At 67.6% G+C, this 16,369-nt stretch carries 18 protein-coding genes; 14 read left to right on the top strand and 4 right to left on the bottom strand.

Annotated elements, in window-relative coordinates; genetic code table 11:
• The 11 genes from atpD to Q0L89_RS05910 form a co-directional block, all read left to right on the top strand.
• On the top strand, positions 1-1,207 hold a 1,207-nt coding region (gene atpD, locus Q0L89_RS05960), incomplete at its 5' end, for a F0F1 ATP synthase subunit beta (RefSeq protein WP_296763235.1).
• Positions 1,197-1,589 carry a F0F1 ATP synthase subunit epsilon gene (locus Q0L89_RS05955; RefSeq protein ID WP_296763234.1) on the top strand — a complete coding sequence of 131 codons (393 nt, stop codon included), beginning with the start codon at positions 1,197-1,199 and terminating at the stop codon, positions 1,587-1,589. The genes atpD and Q0L89_RS05955, both read left to right, overlap by 11 nt.
• Positions 1,586-1,867 (top strand): AtpZ/AtpI family protein, encoded by a 282-nt coding sequence (locus Q0L89_RS05950; protein ID WP_296763233.1) that lies wholly within the window; start codon positions 1,586-1,588, stop codon positions 1,865-1,867. The genes Q0L89_RS05955 and Q0L89_RS05950 overlap by 4 nt, the downstream gene beginning before the upstream one ends.
• Positions 1,868-1,879: 12 nt before the next feature.
• A complete protein-coding gene (locus Q0L89_RS05945) occupies positions 1,880-2,176 on the top strand; it encodes an ATP synthase subunit I (protein WP_296763232.1) in 297 nt (98 codons plus the stop codon).
• Positions 2,167-2,883 (top strand): F0F1 ATP synthase subunit A, encoded by a 717-nt coding sequence (locus tag Q0L89_RS05940; protein ID WP_296763231.1) that lies wholly within the window; start codon positions 2,167-2,169, stop codon positions 2,881-2,883. Before Q0L89_RS05945 ends, Q0L89_RS05940 begins: the two co-directional genes overlap by 10 nt.
• Before the next feature lie 3 nt (positions 2,884-2,886).
• Positions 2,887-3,165, top strand: coding sequence for a F0F1 ATP synthase subunit C (locus Q0L89_RS05935; RefSeq protein ID WP_296763230.1), 279 nt, complete (start codon positions 2,887-2,889; stop codon positions 3,163-3,165).
• Positions 3,166-3,169: 4 nt separating this feature from the next.
• Positions 3,170-4,006 carry a F0F1 ATP synthase subunit delta gene (locus tag Q0L89_RS05930; RefSeq protein ID WP_296763229.1) on the top strand — a complete coding sequence of 279 codons (837 nt, stop codon included), beginning with the start codon at positions 3,170-3,172 and terminating at the stop codon, positions 4,004-4,006.
• Positions 4,003-5,538, top strand: coding sequence for an alternate F1F0 ATPase, F1 subunit alpha (locus Q0L89_RS05925; RefSeq protein ID WP_296763228.1), 1,536 nt, complete (start codon positions 4,003-4,005; stop codon positions 5,536-5,538). Before Q0L89_RS05930 ends, Q0L89_RS05925 begins: the two co-directional genes overlap by 4 nt.
• A complete protein-coding gene (locus Q0L89_RS05920; RefSeq protein WP_296763227.1) occupies positions 5,525-6,421 on the top strand; it encodes a F0F1 ATP synthase subunit gamma in 897 nt (298 codons plus the stop codon). The genes Q0L89_RS05925 and Q0L89_RS05920 overlap by 14 nt, the downstream gene beginning before the upstream one ends.
• Positions 6,422-6,790: 369 nt before the next feature.
• Positions 6,791-7,321: a hypothetical protein gene (locus Q0L89_RS05915; RefSeq protein WP_296763226.1), complete on the top strand. Its 531-nt coding sequence runs from the start codon at positions 6,791-6,793 to the stop codon at positions 7,319-7,321.
• Positions 7,318-7,962, top strand: a complete 645-nt coding sequence (locus Q0L89_RS05910) for a hypothetical protein (protein WP_296763225.1) — start codon at positions 7,318-7,320, stop codon at positions 7,960-7,962. The genes Q0L89_RS05915 and Q0L89_RS05910 overlap by 4 nt, the downstream gene beginning before the upstream one ends.
• A gap of 86 nt (positions 7,963-8,048) precedes the next feature.
• Here the strand turns inward: Q0L89_RS05910 and polX are convergent, their stop codons facing one another.
• The 3 genes from polX to Q0L89_RS05895 are packed head-to-tail and all read right to left on the bottom strand — an operon-like array spanning position 8,049 to position 11,475.
• On the bottom strand, positions 8,049-9,770 hold the full coding sequence (gene polX / locus Q0L89_RS05905; RefSeq protein ID WP_296763224.1) for a DNA polymerase/3'-5' exonuclease PolX: 1,722 nt from the start codon (positions 9,768-9,770) through the stop codon (positions 8,049-8,051).
• A 13-nt stretch (positions 9,771-9,783) separates the two neighbouring features.
• Entirely contained in the window at positions 9,784-9,948 is a 165-nt protein-coding gene (locus Q0L89_RS05900) for a hypothetical protein (RefSeq protein WP_296763223.1), read from the bottom strand.
• A gap of 6 nt (positions 9,949-9,954) precedes the next feature.
• Positions 9,955-11,475 (bottom strand): bifunctional aminoglycoside phosphotransferase/ATP-binding protein, encoded by a 1,521-nt coding sequence (locus Q0L89_RS05895; RefSeq protein ID WP_296763222.1) that lies wholly within the window; start codon positions 11,473-11,475, stop codon positions 9,955-9,957.
• A gap of 435 nt (positions 11,476-11,910) precedes the next feature.
• Between Q0L89_RS05895 and Q0L89_RS05890 the strand changes: the two genes are divergently transcribed.
• Positions 11,911-12,846 carry a DnaJ C-terminal domain-containing protein gene (locus tag Q0L89_RS05890; protein ID WP_296763221.1) on the top strand — a complete coding sequence of 312 codons (936 nt, stop codon included), beginning with the start codon at positions 11,911-11,913 and terminating at the stop codon, positions 12,844-12,846.
• Positions 12,843-13,199 (top strand): MerR family transcriptional regulator, encoded by a 357-nt coding sequence (locus Q0L89_RS05885; RefSeq protein WP_296763220.1) that lies wholly within the window; start codon positions 12,843-12,845, stop codon positions 13,197-13,199. Before Q0L89_RS05890 ends, Q0L89_RS05885 begins: the two co-directional genes overlap by 4 nt.
• A 164-nt stretch (positions 13,200-13,363) precedes the next feature.
• Here Q0L89_RS05885 and Q0L89_RS05880 read toward each other — a convergent pair whose 3' ends face one another.
• A complete protein-coding gene (locus Q0L89_RS05880) occupies positions 13,364-15,352 on the bottom strand; it encodes a protein-L-isoaspartate(D-aspartate) O-methyltransferase (protein ID WP_296763219.1) in 1,989 nt (662 codons plus the stop codon).
• Between the two features lie 336 nt (positions 15,353-15,688).
• On the opposite strand from Q0L89_RS05880, the gene Q0L89_RS05875 reads away from it, so the two are divergent.
• Positions 15,689-16,342, top strand: coding sequence for a TetR/AcrR family transcriptional regulator (locus Q0L89_RS05875; protein ID WP_296763218.1), 654 nt, complete (start codon positions 15,689-15,691; stop codon positions 16,340-16,342).
• Positions 16,343-16,369 lie beyond the last annotated feature (27 nt).

Raw genomic sequence — 16,369 nt, 5'->3', positions numbered from 1 at the left:
GCCTGATCTGCGCCTCGGCCTGGCTGTGCGCGACACGGGGCGGCCCATCGAGGTTCCGGTGGGCGATGCGGTGCTGGGCCGCATGTTCAACCTCTTCGGCGAGACCATCGACGACGGCCCGCCCTTGGGCGATGTCCACCGCCGCCCGATCCTGCGCGATCCGGTGCCGCTGGCACAGCGCCGGGTCGAGGGCGAGATTTTCGAGACCGGCATCAAGGCCATCGACCTGCTCAGCCCGCTGGAGCGCGGCGGCAAGGCGGGCCTTTTCGGTGGCGCGGGCGTGGGCAAGACGGTGCTGATCACCGAGATGATTCACAACATGGTCGCCGAATATGAAGGCGTCAGCCTGTTCTGCGGCATCGGCGAGCGTTCGCGCGAGGCCGAGGAACTTTACCGCGAGATGGGCGAGGCGGGCGTTCTGGGCAACACGGTGATGGTGTTCGGTCAGATGAACGAAAGCCCCGGCGTGCGATTCCGCGTCGGCCACGCGGCGCTGACCATGGCCGAATGGTTCCGCGACGATCGCCGCCGCGATGTGCTGGTGCTGATCGACAACATTTTCCGCTTCGTGCAGGCGGGCGCCGAGGTGTCGGGCCTGTTGGGCCGCATTCCAAGCCGCGTCGGCTATCAGCCGACGCTGGGCACCGAACTTGCCGATCTGGAGGAGCGCATCTGCTCCACCGACCGCGGCGCGATGACCTCGATCCAGGCGGTCTATGTGCCGGCCGACGATTTCACCGATCCGGCCGCCACGCACACATTCGCCCACCTCTCCGCCTCGATCGTGCTGTCGCGCAAGAAAGCCTCCGAGGGGCTCTACCCGGCGATCGACCCGTTGCAGTCGTTTTCGCGGATGCTGACGCCCGGCACGGTCAGCCCGCGCCACTACCGCATCGCGCGCGCCGTGCGCAACACGCTGGCCGAATACGAGGAACTCAAGGACATCATCGCCATGCTCGGCCTCGAGGAGCTTTCCGAGAAGGACCGCGCCACGGTGCGCCAGGCGCGCCAGATCGAGCGTTTCCTCACCCAGCCCTTCTTTTCGACCGAGGCGATGACCGGGCAGAAAGGGCGCCTCGTTCCCCTGGAAGAAACCCTGACCAGTTGCGAGCGCATTCTCTCGGGCGAATTCAAGGGCCGCGACGAGGGCGATCTCTACATGATCGGGTCGGTCGACGAGCTCGCGGAGGGCGCCGATGCGGCTTGAAGTGCTCACCCCGGCGCGCCGCTGCCTCGACCGACAAGTCCGTCGCATCGTCGCCGAGGCACCGGACGGGCATTTCGGCCTTCTGCCCCGGCACGGCGATTTCGTATCCGAACTGGTGCCGGGCATCCTGGTCTACACCTCCGAGGAAGGGGCCGAACGTTTCGTTGCGGTGAACTCGGGAACGCTGGTCAAGTGCGGCGATGAGGTGCGCGTGGCCGTGCGCGGCGCCGTCGAGGGCCATGACCTGGCCCGCCTGCGCCGGCGCGTCGAGGAGGAGTTCCGCCGCCAGGACGAAACCGAACACGAGGCCCGTGCGGCGCTGGCCCGGCTGGAGGCAAGCATGATCCGCCGCTTCCGCGATCTGGACCTGGCCGGGCGATGAGCGACGAGGACGAAACCGACACCATCGCCCGCAAGGCAAGGTCGATGGAAGAGGCCCGCAAGCGCCGGCGCAAGAGCGTTTGGTACGGGCTGGCAATGTTCGGTATGGTCGGCTGGGCCGTCGCCGTGCCGGTGATCGCCGGCATCGCGCTGGGGCTTTGGATCGACCGGCGCTGGCCGGGGGAGACCTCGTGGACGCTCGTCCTGCTTCTCGCCGGTGCGGCGCTTGGCAGTTTCAATGCCTGGTACTGGGTGCAAAGAGAGGGGCGCGATGACTGAGCGGGGGCGAAGATGACCGGAGACCCGGCAACACTGGCCGCGTCCTTCGCGGCGGGGGCCGTCCTGGGCGCGCTCTATCTCGGATTGCTCTGGGCGTCGGTGCGGGCGCTGTCGGGGTCGCGCCCCGCCGCCACCTTCGCCGCGCTGGCGCTCGCACGGGCGGTGCTCGTCCTCGGCGCGCTGGGCGCCGCGATCGCGCTCGGCGCCGGGGCGGGCGAACTTGTCGCCGCGCTCGCGGGGTTCGTCGCCGTTCGCGTGGCCGCCACCCGGCGCGCCCGCGCAGCCGAAGGGAGGGCGACATGGAAATAAGTCCCGATGCCTGGGTGCTTGCGGAATGGCAGGGCTGGCGCCTCACCGCGACCGTGGGTTTCACCTGGCTGGTGATGGCGTTCCTCGTCATCGTGTCGCGGGCTATCACCGCACGGCTGAGCGAAGGCGAGACGGTCTCGCGCTGGCAGGTGATGCTCGAGGTGATCGTCACCGCGATCCGCGACCAGATCGACGAGGTGGGCGCTGACGACCCCGACCGCTACCTGCCGTTCATCGGCACGTTGTTCCTGTTTATCGCAACGGCCAACCTGCTGGCGGTGGTGCCGGGCTACGAGCCGCCGACCGGCTCGCTCTCGACCACCGCGGCGCTGGCCATCTGCGTGCTGATCGCGGTGCCGATCTTTTCGATCACCCGGCGCGGGCTCGGTGGCTACCTGAAGACCTATATTCACCCGACGCCGCTGATGCTGCCGTTCAACCTGATCGGCGAGCTTTCGCGCACCCTGGCACTGGCTGTCCGGCTCTACGGTAACGTGATGAGCGGAACCGTCATCGTCGGCATCCTGATCAGCGTCGCGCCGTTCTTCTTCCCCATCCTGATGCAGCTTCTCGGCCTGCTGACCGGGCTGATACAGGCCTATATCTTCGCGATCCTCGCGATGGTCTACATTGCCTCGGCAAGCCGGTCGCGCCCCAAGCCCGACAATCAACCCGACACCGACAATCCCAACACTGCAGGAGACTGACCCATGGATCCAAGCCTCTGGATCGCCGCGATCTCTATCGCAACGGCGGGCCTTACCATCGCCATCGGCTCGATCGGGCCGGCACTTGCCGAAGGCCGGGCCGCCGCGCAGGCGTTGCAGGCGATCGCACAGCAACCCGACGCATCGGCCACGATCACGCGGACGCTTTTCGTCAGCCTGGCGATGATCGAATCCACCGCGATCTACTGTTTCGTGGTCTCGATGATCCTGATCTTCGCCAATCCTTTCATCGACCTCGCCACGCAAGCGGCCGGGGGCTGAAGCCGTGCAAATCGACTGGCTCACGGTTGCGGCGCAGATCGTCAACTTCCTTGTTCTGGTCTGGCTGCTGCAACGCTTCCTCTATCGACCGATAAGCGCGGCCATGCGTCGCCGCGAGGCGCGCATCGAGGACCGCCTGGCACAGGCCAGAACCACCCGCCAGGAGGCCGCGGAGGAGGCCGAACGACTCGGCAAGGAGCGAGCCGCGCTCGCCGAAGAAAAGGCTGGCATCCTCGATAAGGCGCGCGCCGACGCGGCCGAACTGCATCAAGAGCTGGAAGCAGAACTCCGCGCCGAGATGGAAGACAAGCGCAAGACCTGGCAGCGCCATCTGGAGGAGGAACGCGACGAATTCACCCGCAGGCTCCAGCGCCATGCCGGGCAGCGACTTATCGACATCGCCGAACGTGTGCTTGCCGATTTCGCCGGCACCGACCTATCCGAGCGCATCGCCACGACCTTCGTCTCGCGCCTTGAATCGCTCGACGAGGATGCGCGCGCGAGGCTTGTCGAGGCCACCCGGCAAGCCGACAGCGCGGTCATCGCGACCGGTCGCCCGCTCGACCCGACCACCCGCGGCAAGATCACCCGGGCGCTGCACGAGGCACTCGCGAGCGACATTCCCGTCGCCTACCGGGAGGACGAGGATGTGCTTCTGGGGGTGCGGTTGACCATCGGCGATCAGACCGTGGAATGGTCGGCCGCGCGGCACCTCAGGCGCCTTGAGACAGCTCTCGACGAAATCCTGGACAGCGAAGGGCGCGGTCCCCGTGCCGCCGGGACAGCGCAGAACAGCGCCGCCACCGCTCGACCCCCCCGGCCGGAGCGGTCTGCCACATGAAATCGCTTTTCGAACCCGAGGAGGATTTCTTCGCCCCGCTCGGCCGGGCGCTCGCGCAAGTCGAACCGGCACTGGACCTGGCGGAGATAGCGCGCGTCCTTTCGGTGGGCAGCGGCGTGGCCCAGGTTGCCGGGTTCACCGATCTGCACGCCGACGAACTGGTGCGCTTTCCGCATGGCGTGATGGGCATCGCTTCGAACCTGCGCGAAGGGCGGATCGGCGTGATCGTCCTTGGCGACACCGCGCGCCTCAGGCCCGGCGACCGGCTGCGCCGCACGGGCCGGGTCGTGGATGTGCCGGTGGGCGAGGCGATGCTCGGCCGAGTCGTCGATGCGCTCGGCCGTCCGCTCGACGATGGCGGGCCGATCGAGGCCGAGGCACGCCGCCCCGTCGAACGCCCGGCGCCGCCGATCATGCACCGCGCACCGGTCAACGTGCCGCTTCAGACCGGCATCAAGGCGGTGGATGCCGCGATTCCGGTGGGTCGTGGCCAGCGCGAGTTGATCCTCGGCGACCGCCAGACCGGCAAGACCGCCATCGCCGTCGATGCGATCCTGAACCAGCGCGACAGCGGCGTCGTCTCGATCTACTGCGCCATCGGTCAGCGCGCCTCGGCGGTGGCGCGCGTGGTGCAGAGCCTGCGCGAGGGCGGCGCGATGGAGCGAACCGTCGTCGTCGTCGCGGGCGGCAACGACGCGCCGGGACTACAGTTTGTCGCCCCCTACGCCGCCACCGCCATTGCCGAGCATTTCATGCAGCAGGGCCGCGACGCGCTGATCGTCTACGACGACCTGACGCGCCATGCGCGCGCCTACCGCGAGCTTTCCCTGCTGCTGCGCCGCCCGCCGGGGCGCGAGGCCTACCCGGGCGATATCTTCTACATCCATTCGCGCCTTCTGGAACGGGCGACGCACCTGCGCGACGGTCACGGCGGCGGCTCGCTGACCGCGCTGCCGGTGGTCGAGACCCAGGCGCAGAATATCTCGGCCTATATCCCGACCAACCTCATCTCGATCACCGACGGGCAGATCTACCTTTCGCCCGATCTTTTCGAGAAGGGTCACCTGCCCGCCATCGACATCGGCATCTCGGTCAGCCGGGTGGGCGGCAAGGCGCAGTTGCCCGCCTTTCGCGCCGTCGCCGGTAACCTGCGGCTGATGTATTCCCAGTTCGAGGAACTTGAGAGCTTCGCCCGCTTCGGCACCCAGCTCGACGACGAGACCCGCGCCAAGCTGGCCCGCGGCGTGCGCGTGCGCGAGGTGCTCAAGCAACGCGAGCATGACCACCTTGGCGCGCCCGAACAGATCGCTGCGCTGCTGGCAGCCACCGAGGGGCTGTTCGACGGGGTCGATCCCGACGACGTGGCCGCGTCCGAGGAAAAGGTGCGCCAGGCCGTCCGCAACGACCTGCCCGATCTTGCCGAGCGCATCACCGGCGGCGAACGGCTGACCGACGAGGACCGCGAAACGCTTCTTCGCCGGATTCGCGTGGCGCTCGGGCAGGGTGGGGAGGGCAGCGATGGAAACGCTTGAGGGGCTCTCGGGGGCGCTTGCCACGACTGGCGAGATCCGTTCGATCGTGCGCACGATGAAAGCCCTCTCGGCGGTCTCCATCCGCCAGTACGAGCAGGCCGAGGCGGCACTTGCCGATTACGAGCGCACCGCCGAACTCGGCCTTGTCGCGCTGCTGCACGATCGCCGCGCGCGTGGCCTACCGCTGCCCGAAACCGCGCCCGGCAAGGGGGGCGAGGCATTGATCGTGATCGGCTCGGATCGCGGCCTGTGCGGGCGCTACAACGAAACCATCGCCCGCTTCGGCGCCGAACATCTCGGCGGCGACACCGTGCTTCTCGCCGTCATCGGCGCCCGTGCCGCAGCCCGGCTTGAGGCCAAGGGCCACCCGGCCGACTGGCGCCTCGCGCTTCCGGGGTCGGTGGGTGGGCTTACCACCACGGTTCAGACGGTGATCATCGAGATCGACCGCTGGATTCGCGAGCGTGGAATCGCCCGCGTTCGCCTCGTCCACAATCGCCGCCGGGGTCGCGTCACCGCCGAGCCGAACGAACGCCGCCTGCTGCCCATCCCCGAGCGCACGCTGGCCGGGCTCGCCAGTGCCGATTGGCCCGGGCCCAGCCTTCCCTTCTTCCGGATGCCGCCCGAGCGGCTGATGTCGTGGCTGGTGCGGCAGCGTCTTTTCGTGATCCTCTATCGCGCGCTGGCCGAGGCACTGGCCAGCGAACATGCCACCCGCCTTGCCGCGATGCAAAGCGCCGAGCGCAACATCGAGGAGCGCCAGGACGACCTGACCGCAGCCTACCGCCGCAAGCGGCAGGAATCGATCACCCGCGAACTGCTGGACGTCGTCGCAGGTTTCGAAGCTGTCAGCACGTCGGACCGGGGTAGTGACGCCGAGTAGGGGCGCCACCGGAATGCCGGCAAGTGATCGCGCCGAAGCCGGTGGCGCCCTGCCACGCGGCTGCAGTTGCGACGGATGCGGCCGCGGTGCATCTTTCGGCCGGCGGGGGGGCTTTGGTTCAGAACCGCCGCATGTGGAAGGCGCACGGGGGCGACATTAACCCGCGTTAATGACCTTTTGCCGCCGGGGCGGCCAAATCGCAGCAGTACCGGTAAACGCGGCGAAGGATTCATCATGCCGTCAGAGACGGAAGACCTTGTTCAATGCCTTCTCGACCGGAGAGGAACGCTGTTCTCCGCCGAGTTGGGCATTGATCTTGCGAGGAACACCCCTGCGCCGCTTTTCCGTTGGCTTTGCGCGGCGCTCTTGATGAGCGCGCGGATCTCGTATCGCACCGCGCTCGACGCCGCGCGCGCGCTCAGCGATGCGGGATGGACAACCGCCGATCACATGGCTGAAAGCGCGTGGGAGGACCGGGTTCGCGTGCTCAACCGCGCCGGATACGCGCGCTTCGATGAGCGCACCGCAACGATGCTTGGCGATACCGCCAACCGGGTTTTCGCCGATTACGGCGGCGATCTGCGCAAGCTGCGCGCAAAGGCTGGCGAGAACCCCGATGCCGCGCGCGCCCGGCTTAAGGCGTTCAAGGGCATCGGCGGCGTTGGCGCCGACATTTTCTTGCGCGAGGTGCAAGCCGTCTGGCCCGAACACTTCCCGTTTTTCGACCGCAAGGCCCGCAAGGCCGCCCGGCGGCTTGGTCTGCCGGATACGCCGGAGGCGCTTGTCGATATGGTCGGGCGCGACCGCTTTCCCTGCCTGATCGCGGCGCTGGTTCGGGCGGACCTCGACGGTCTTGGCGTTGACGATCTGCTCGCCCCCGCCCGGGAGGCGCGGCCGTGACCGGGGGCGTTTTCGTTCGAATCGAGCCCCGGGATTCCGAGGCCGGGGAGGGGCGCTTCGAGTTTCGCGCATGGCCACGCCGGCAGTCCCGGGCCGCCACGCGGCTGCAAGGCCAGTGGGCGCTTGAAAGCGGCGAAAGCCGCGCCGACATCTATCTCGCAACCCCGTTCAGCCCCGAGACGCTCGTCAAGCTGAGGGATGGCGCGCGGCTTGAAGTCAAGCGCCGTGGCCCGGATTTGGGCGTTTTGCAATTCTGGACATGCCCGGTATCCACACCGTTTCCGCTCTCGCGGCGCACGCTGGCGGTCGTTGCCAGGGCGCTGGGTCTGGCCGGAGGATTGCAGCCCGAAGCGGGCCTCTCGCCGGCGCATCTTCTGGTCGATCTTGCCGCAAGCGCGCCGCAGGTCATGCCGGCAACGGTGCGAAAGGCGCGGCTGGTTTTCCGCAGCGGCAGTTGCCGGGCCGAACTTTGCCGCGCGACTGTCCGTGGTCGCAGCAGGCTTACGCTCGCGCTCGATGACCCCGATCCGGCCTCGGCGCTCTGCGCCGTCGACTCCCTCGGCCTTGGCGGCCTGCCCAACCGCTCATACGGTGACATGCTGCGCCCGCGCCGGTTGATGCAGGCGGGCGGTGGGGCGTAGCTATTCACGCAACCCAGCGAAATACGCCGGCGCGACCGCCCCGGCAAGACCCGTGCGCGCGGCCGGGGGCATCGCCGGTATCCCCCTCAGCCGCGCCGCAGCAGGCGCGAGACGGCGTTCCAGCTTCGCGTGTTCAGCACATCGGCCGCGCAAAGCCAGCCGCGCCGGCCCTGGTCGATGCCGTGGCGCATGTTGCCAAGCCCGCCCGTCGAATGCGCGTCGGTCGAGATCGCGATCTTGACCTCGTGCTCCTTGGCCATGCGACAGTTTACGTCGTTGAGGTCCAGCCGGTGCGGATCGGCGTTGAGTTCAAGCCAGCAGCCCCGCTGGCGCGCCGCCACCACAAGCCGTTCGACATCGACCGCATATGGGCGCCGTTCGCCGACAAGCCGCCCCGTCGGGTGGCCGATGATGCTGACGCGCGGGTTGTCCATGGCGCGCACGATGCGGTCGGTCTGGGCGTCTTCGGCGAGGTCGAACTTCGAATGCACCGAGGCGACGACGAGGTCGAGCTTTCCCAAAAGCGCGTCGGAGAAGTCCAGCGCCCCGTCCTCAAGGATATCGACCTCGCAGGATTTCAGCAGGCGAAAGCCGTCAAACGCCTCGTTGAGCCGGTCGATCTCGTCGATTTGCGCCTCGATCTCGTCCTCGGAAAGGCCACCCGCCACCCGTTGGCTTTTTGAATGGTCGCTGATCGCGAGATATTCGTAGCCCCGCTCCTGCGCCGCCTGTGCCATTTCGCGCAGCGTGTTCTTTCCGTCTGACGCGGTGGTGTGCGCATGCAAATCGCCCTTGATGTCGTCCAGCGCCACGAGCCTGGGTAACGCGCCCTCCTCGGCGGCCTCGATCTCGCCGCGGTTTTCGCGCAGGGCCGGGGCGATCCAGGGCAGGCCGATTTTGTCGTAGACTTCTTCCTCGGTGGCACCGGCAATTCGCTTCTCTCCGTCGAAAACTCCGTATTCGTTGAGCTTCAGGTCGCGGTCCTGTGCCCGCCTGCGGCCGGCGATGTTGTGCGCCTTGGAGCCGGTGAAGTAGTGCAGTGCCGCGCCCCAGCTCGCCTCCGGTACCACCCGAAGGTCCACCTGAAGGCCCGCGCGCAGCGTGACGGTCGACCGTGTCTTGCCCTTCGAGGCGATGTCCGCGACCTCGTCATACCGTGTGAAGCGGTCGATGATGGCGGCGCCGTCCTCTCCCGCCACGAGAATGTCGAGATCGCCCACCGTCTCCTTTCGGCGGCGGTAGCTGCCGGCGATCATCGCCTTTTTCACCCCGTCTATCTGTCGAATCCATTCCACGAGCGGCTCGGCGAAATCCTCGGCGATATCAAGCCGGATGCGGTGTTCGGCAAAGTCGCCGCGGGCGAGTTCGTCGCGGATCTTCGCCTGGGTCTTGGGCCCGAATCCCTCGACCTCGACGATCCTGCCCTCGTCGGCGGCCTTGCGAAGGTCGTCGATCGAGCCGAGACCGAGCGCATCGAATAGCGCGCGCGCCCGTTTCGGGCCGATGCCCGGAATCCGCGTGGCGGCGACGATGGCTTCGGGCACCTCCCCGGAGATTTCGTCGAGAAACGGCAAGCTGCCGGTCCTCACGATCTCCGCGATCTTTGCCGCGAGATCCTCGCCGATATCCGGCAGCTCGGAAAGATCTTCGCCGTCTTCCAGCATGTCGGCCACCGACCGGCTCTGGTCGCGGACCGTGCGCGCCGCGTTTCTGTAGGCGCGCACGCGAAAGCGGTTCGCCTCGCGGATTTCTAGCAGGTCGGCGACATGGTCGAAGATCGTGGCGATCTCGGTGTTGTGGACGGGCATGGCGTGGTCCTCCTCAACCCAGCATCTTGCGCAACGCGGCTTCGTTGATCGCCGCGACACCGTGGCCAGATGCGTCCGGTATTTCGGGCGCGTTGCCGATATAGCAAGGCCGGTCATGCCGGGCGATCTCTTCGCGCAGTTTCTCGACCCGTTCCTTCGCGTCGTTTTGGCCTGCCATGGTGCATCACCGCCCGGAAAGTCGCGCGCGGGCTCGCGCGACAGTATCGTCCAGCGGGCCGGATGCGTCGAGCCGCGCCCAGTCAACCTGCCCGATGTCCCGATCCGCCTGCTTGGCCACTACAGCCGCATCGGCGTCCGACGCATCATCGCGGCGCGCGGTCACACGGCGTGTCAGCGTCGGCTGCGGCGCCTCCAGCCAGAGCCCGAAGAAAGGCACACCGGCCCGTCGCGCCAGCGTCGCCGCCCCGTCCCGCTCCTGTGGCGAGAGGAACGTGGCGTCGAGCAGAACCGACTGGCCGGTCCCCAGGATCGTCTCCGCCCGCTCCAGCAGACGGTCATAGACGGCGCGCCCGGCGGCGTCGGTATAGGCGTCGTCGGGCAGGTGCTCCAGCGGGCCGGCGCTGAACAGCGCCTTGCGCTCCAGATCGCTGCGCAGATGCACCGCCCCCGGCACACGGCCGACCCCGGGGGCCAGATGCCGGGCCAGCGTCGACTTGCCGGTCCCCGACAGCCCGCCCACGGCCACCAGTCGCGGCGGCGTGCCTTCCAGCGCCTTCAGCGCATAGTCCAGGTAGTCCCGGGCATCCGTATCGGAGGCGGTCGCGTGATGCGCCACCGAAGCGGTCTGCACCTCCACCATCGCCCGAATCCCCGCCCGCACCGCAAGAAACAGCGGCAACGCCGCTAGCCCGTCATCCTCGGCGCCTTCCTGGGCGAACAGCCAGGCGTTCAAGACGATGTTCGCGGCCCGGTCGAGCCCATGGTGTTGCAGGTCCATCACCAGGAAGGCGAGATCGTAAAGGATGTCGCATGTCGCGAGCCTCTCGTCGAATTCCAGGGCGTCAAAAGGCACCGGCTGGCCCTCGATCAGCACCAGGTTGCGAAGGTGCAGGTCGCCGTGGCAGCGCCGAACCCGCCCATTGCGGCCGCGCCGGGAAAGCAGCGACGCGGCCCTGTCCAGTGCCGCGCGGGCGCCCTCGGAAAAGGCCGATACCCGCCTTGCACCGAGCGCATCGCGCATCCCCGCGAAGGTGCCCTCCAGTTCGGACACGACCGCATCGATCCGGTCTGCCCCGTCGCCCTCGCGCCGCGGCGCCCGCGCGTGATAGTCCGCCACGACGCGGCCCAGTTCCTCCGCCAGCTTGTCCGTGAGCTCGCCGCGCGCGGCCACCGCCGACAGTTCGGCGCCGTCCGGGAAACGCCACATTCGCAACACCCATTCCACCGGCGGGCCATCCCCGCCCAGCGTCAGCCTGCCGCCCTCGCGCGTCACCGGCACCACGTCGCGGTAGATTTGCGGCGCGGCGGGCCGGTTCAGATCAAGCTCGCGCTTGAGCATCCGCTCCCGCGCCTCTAGCGTCGAGAAATCCATGTAGTCGTAGCGCACCGCGCGCTTGATCTTGAACGCCTCGTTCCCGGCGAGAAAGACATGCGCGCCGTGGGTTTCCAGGTGGTTCACCTCGGCGCCGCCATGGGTCGCCGGATCCGCCAGGAAGCGGATCACCTTGTCCTGCTCGTCGGCCATCGCTCGTTCTCCTCCTTGGGCTGGCGGCATGCAAGCGTCGGCAAGTGGCAGGGGCATCGCTGCACTCTTTCCTCACGCACCGGCTTGTTGCCCAGCATATGCCCAATGCAACCGCATGCCTTGACGTCAATCAACGCGTGCGGTGTGCTTTCTGCGAGGGGCGGCGGGCTGCACAGCGTCGATCAGGGTGAACGACCGAGCCTTGACATGGATCATTGCGCCCCGCCACCGTTGTCTGGATCGTGAAGCCGAACCACGCACACGCGAGTCCGGTCGCGTATGCACCGCTGCGGCGGTGGCGGAGCAGACGTTATGGAGGCGACCATGGACAAGGACGGCGGGCGCCAACCGGCCATCGGCGCGGCTTCCCGGGCGACTTGCCAGGGCAGGGAATTCGAAAGAACATGGCTGCAAATGTGGACGGAAAACTGACAAATGAGCGATGATCCCTACAAGGTTCTGGGCGTCTCCAAAACCGCGACGCAGGATGAGATCAAGAAAGCCTACCGCAAGCTGGCCAAGCGCCTGCATCCCGACCTGCATCCCGACGATCCCGCCAAGAAGGCCGAGTTTCAGGACGTGTCCTCGGCCTACGACCTGCTGGGCGATGCCGAGAAGCGCCGCCAGTTTGACGCGGGCGAGATAGACGCCTCGGGGCAGGAGCGCCCCGAACGGCACTATTACCACCAGTATGCCGGCCGCGACGAGGGGCGGCGCTATGAGCCGGGCGCGGGGCCGGAGGGATTCGAGGACATGTCGGACATCTTTTCCGATCTCTTCGCGCGGCGCCAGGCCGCCGGCGGCGGCGGCTTCCGTCAGGAAGTCCACGCGCGCGGTCCCGACATGCGCTATCACCTCGAGGTCGATTTCATGGACGCGGCGCGAGGCGGCAAGCGCAGCGTCACCATGCCCGATGGCAAGGGGCTCGAGATTTCGATCCCGGCCGGGCTGCGCGACGGCCAGACACTGCGACTGCGCGGCAAGGGCGGGCAGGGCTACGGGACGGGGCCGGCCGGCGACGCGCTGGTGACGGTCGCGGTGCGGCCGCATCCGGTCTTCCACCGCGATGGCGACGACATCGAGATAGAGCTGCCGGTGACTTTTGACGAGGCGGTGCTGGGTGCGAAGGTGGAGGTTCCGACGATCGCGGGTACGGTGTCGATGACCATCCCGAAAGGTGCGTCCTCGGGACATCGGTTGCGGCTGAAGGGAAAGGGAATCGCCGCGGCCAAGGGCAAGGACGGGGACCAGGTCGTGCGTCTGAAGATCGTGCTGCCCGACCGGATCGACGACGAGATGGAGACGCTGGCGAAACGCTGGCGCGAGCACGCGCATTTCGATCCGCGCAAGGAACTGCGGAGGAAGACATGAGCTATGATGAACGCACCGTCGTCGCCTGCGTCCGGCGGGTGACCATGCGGGATCTGCGGTTGTGGGTGGACGAGGGCTGGGTGCGTCCGGCGCGTGGCGACAAGGGGCCGGTTTTCGACGACCTCGATATTGCCCGGATCCGGCTGCTATGCGACCTGAGGAAGGAAATGTCGGTCCCGACGGACACGATCCCGGTCGTGCTGTCGCTGATCGACAACCTGCACCGAACCCGGCGCGAACTGAAGTGCCTCGCCAACGCGGTGGAAGGGCAGCCGGAGGACGTGCGCCAAGAGGTTATCGCGACCTTCCATGCATTGCGCGACAGCAGTGCGACGGGCACCGACGGGGGCTGAGGAGCCGTCATTGGCGCGCCCCGTAAGGGCGATTGGATGACAAACCCATACCGCCGGGCCGCCGGGCACAGTTCCCGGCAGCAACCGGACTTGGCGAGCGAACGACAAGGGATACATGCGCCACCGCCAGGCCGTACATGCCTCGGGTGGTGCGTGCTGCCTCGTCAGACACCGAAGGGATAGGTATCGGGCAGCGCCGCGGTCCGGTGCACCGGCAGCGCAGAGACGGCCGTCGTCCTGTCGATCCAGACGTACTCGTCGAACTGCGCGGGCAACTCGGCCTCGAAATAGTGCGAGGCAAGCTCGGTCTCGGGGCGGTAGATCACGCCGATCGCCCGCTCCAGCCGCTGGTCGGCCAGCTCGGTGACGAGGTCGAACTCCTGTCCCGCCCGCATCGGCAGGATCAGCCCCGGCGCGCCCGTCAGGTGAAACTGCCGCTCGTAGCTCTGCCGGTGCGCTGGCTGCACCTGCTTGATTTCCATCGGCCCGCCCCAGTCGGACGCCGCCGCGACCTCGCCATGATCGGTACCGAAGCCGATGCGATAGCTGTCGCTGCCAAAGCCGCGCGCGCACATCTCGCCCAGGTTCTTCTCGCCGCGCCGGGACATTTCCGTCGCCCGTGCATCGCCGATATGCGAATTGTGCGCCCAAACCACGGCCTTCGCCTGCGGGCCGTGAAAGTCCATCACGTTCATCAGCGTGTCGAACATGTGCCCGTCGCGCAAGTTCCACGACATTCGCGAGCCGTAATACATCACGCGGTAGTAGCGCTCGGCGTCGGCGACGAGTTGCGCGTTCTGCGCGGCGTCCAGAAAACGGTGGCCGTCATGGGCGGTGTAGTCCTTTCGCTTTTTCAGGAGGTCGGCAAGCATCTGCGTCACCTCCCTTTCGCAGTCGCGGTATCGTCCGGTCAGCGCGGCGTGGCCGTAGGCGGCGGGGTCCGCCTCCCACGGCGACAGGCAGGCGTAACGCCTGCGCGCCAGAGCGGCGAGGCCGGCATCCACGTCCTCGAGGTAGTCCACGATCGCGCGGGTGGATGCGAAGAGGCTGTAAAGGTCGAGCCCGTAAAACCCCGCCATCTCCGGCGCCGTGCGATCCGCGTTGTGGCGGTAGAGCCAGTCGGCGAATTCTTTGGTTTCCTCGTTGCGCCACATCCATTCCGGGAAGCGCGCGAAAGCCTCCCACCCGGCGGACGGCGCCGCGCGGTGGCGGACATAGGTGTCGATATGCGCGGCGTCTGGCCAGTCCGCCTCGGCCGCGACGATGGTAAACCCCTTTTCCTCGATCAACCGCTGGGTGATCCGGGCGCGCATCCGGTAGAATTCCGATGTGCCATGGCTCGCCTCGCCGATCAGCACCACGCGCTTGTCCCCGATCCGCGCCATCATCGGTGAAAGGTCGGCTTCCTCGACGGTGTCGAAAACCTCGGCATGGTTGAGAATCAGGCCCGGCAACGTCTGGCGCCCGCGCGGTCGCGTCTCGACGAGGCGCGCGGTCGGCGGGCCGCTCGGTTCCCCCTCGTCCGTGAGTAGGGGCACGAAGCGGATGTCGGCCAGGTCCTCGCGGTCGAACTGCCCTTTCTCAAGACGGGTCACGCGCACCAACTCCTCGGCGACCATGCTGGTGCCAACCGCGGCGACCAGCCGACCGCCGGTCTTGAGCTGGCTCTTCAGCGCCTCGGGCACCGCCGCCACCGCCTCTGAAACGAGGATCGCGTCGAATGGCCCCTCCTCCTGCCAGGCGCGCAGATCGGATGCGTGCTGCACATGGACCGACCCGTAGCCCAGATCGACAAGCGTGCTCGCTGCCCGTTCGGCGAACTGGCCGCTCGCCTCGATCGCGTAGACCTGCGCGCCCATCTCGGCCAGTATCGCGGCGGCATACCCGGTGCCGGTGCCAAGCTCCAGAACCCGCGCGCCCGGCGCGAGCACCAGCGCCTCGATCATGTAGGCCACGACATGCGGCTGAAGCGCCACCTGCCCCCCGGCGATCAGGATCGGCCGGTCCTGGTAGGCAAGGTGCTGCCATCGGGCGGGCAGAAACCGCTCCCGCGGGATCATGCCCATGGCATTCAGCAGCCGTTCGTCGCGCACGCCGCGCGCCCGGATCTGACGGCGCACCATCTGCGCGCGCTGTTCGGAAAAATCGGTCATGACGCCTCCGCGTTCAATTTGCTCTCTCCCTCCAGCTTATCGCAGCGGCCAGTGCCCCGCCTTTACCGGCATCAAGGGGCGCTCCGTGATGGCGACGCCAATTCGTGCCATGAAACCGATAAAAGGCCGAGGCTTACCGTGATGGTTCCCGACAGGGGGGGGGAAGACGTGAGCGATTGCGGGAATTGTCAGACGGCCTGCGACCGGCGCGCACGAGTCCGGCACGCCTTTCCGTGCGTGGTGTGCGCGGCGGCGGCGCACGGCAAGCTTGACAGCGGGTGCCACAGCGAACAATCCTGACTGGGCGATCAGTCAGGATCCGGGGAAGAAGGTCTGATGCCACTGCAAGCCACCCGCGCCACGCCGGGCGAAAGCCGTCAGGATGCCATCCTGGACGCCGCCGAGCGGGTCTTTGCCGCCTCGGGGTACCAAGGGGCGGCGATGCGCGCCATCGCCGGGGAAGCGGGCGTCGCGCAGGGGCTGATCCATTACCACTTCAAGACCAAGGAAAAGCTGTTCGAGGCCATGGTCGCGCGCCGCTCGAACCAGATCAACGCGCGCCGCGCGGCGCTGGTGGCCGGGCTTTTCGAGCACGGTACGCCGCGCCTGGAGGCGATCGTCGAAGCGCTCTTTCGCCCCACAATCGAAACCGGGCTCGACCTGGCGCGGGATGGCGGCGCCTTTGCCCGCATCCTGGTCGCCTTCGCCAACTCGGCCGATCCGCGCGACCAGAAGCTGATCGAGACCCATTACGACCCCATCGCGCAGACCTTCATCGCCGCGCTGATGCGGGTCGAGCCGGGGCTGAGCCGCTCGGATGCCGTCTGGGCCTACATGTTCGCCATCGGCGTGGGGATGACGATGATGGCCAAGACGGGGCGGCCGAAACGGCTTTCGGGCGGGGTTTGCGACGACGGCGATGTCGAGGCCATGCTGGACCGCATCGTGCCTTTCATCTGCGGCGGGGTGCGGGCGCTGGTCGAGGGCTGAACGAAGAACAACAAACGGACAATTCAT

It is taken from the genome of Sediminimonas sp. (assembly GCF_024637375.1).
Taxonomy (GTDB): domain Bacteria; phylum Pseudomonadota; class Alphaproteobacteria; order Rhodobacterales; family Rhodobacteraceae; genus Sediminimonas.
Note: the sequence above shows the minus strand (reverse complement) of the source record. Positions and strands in the feature narration are given on the sequence as shown.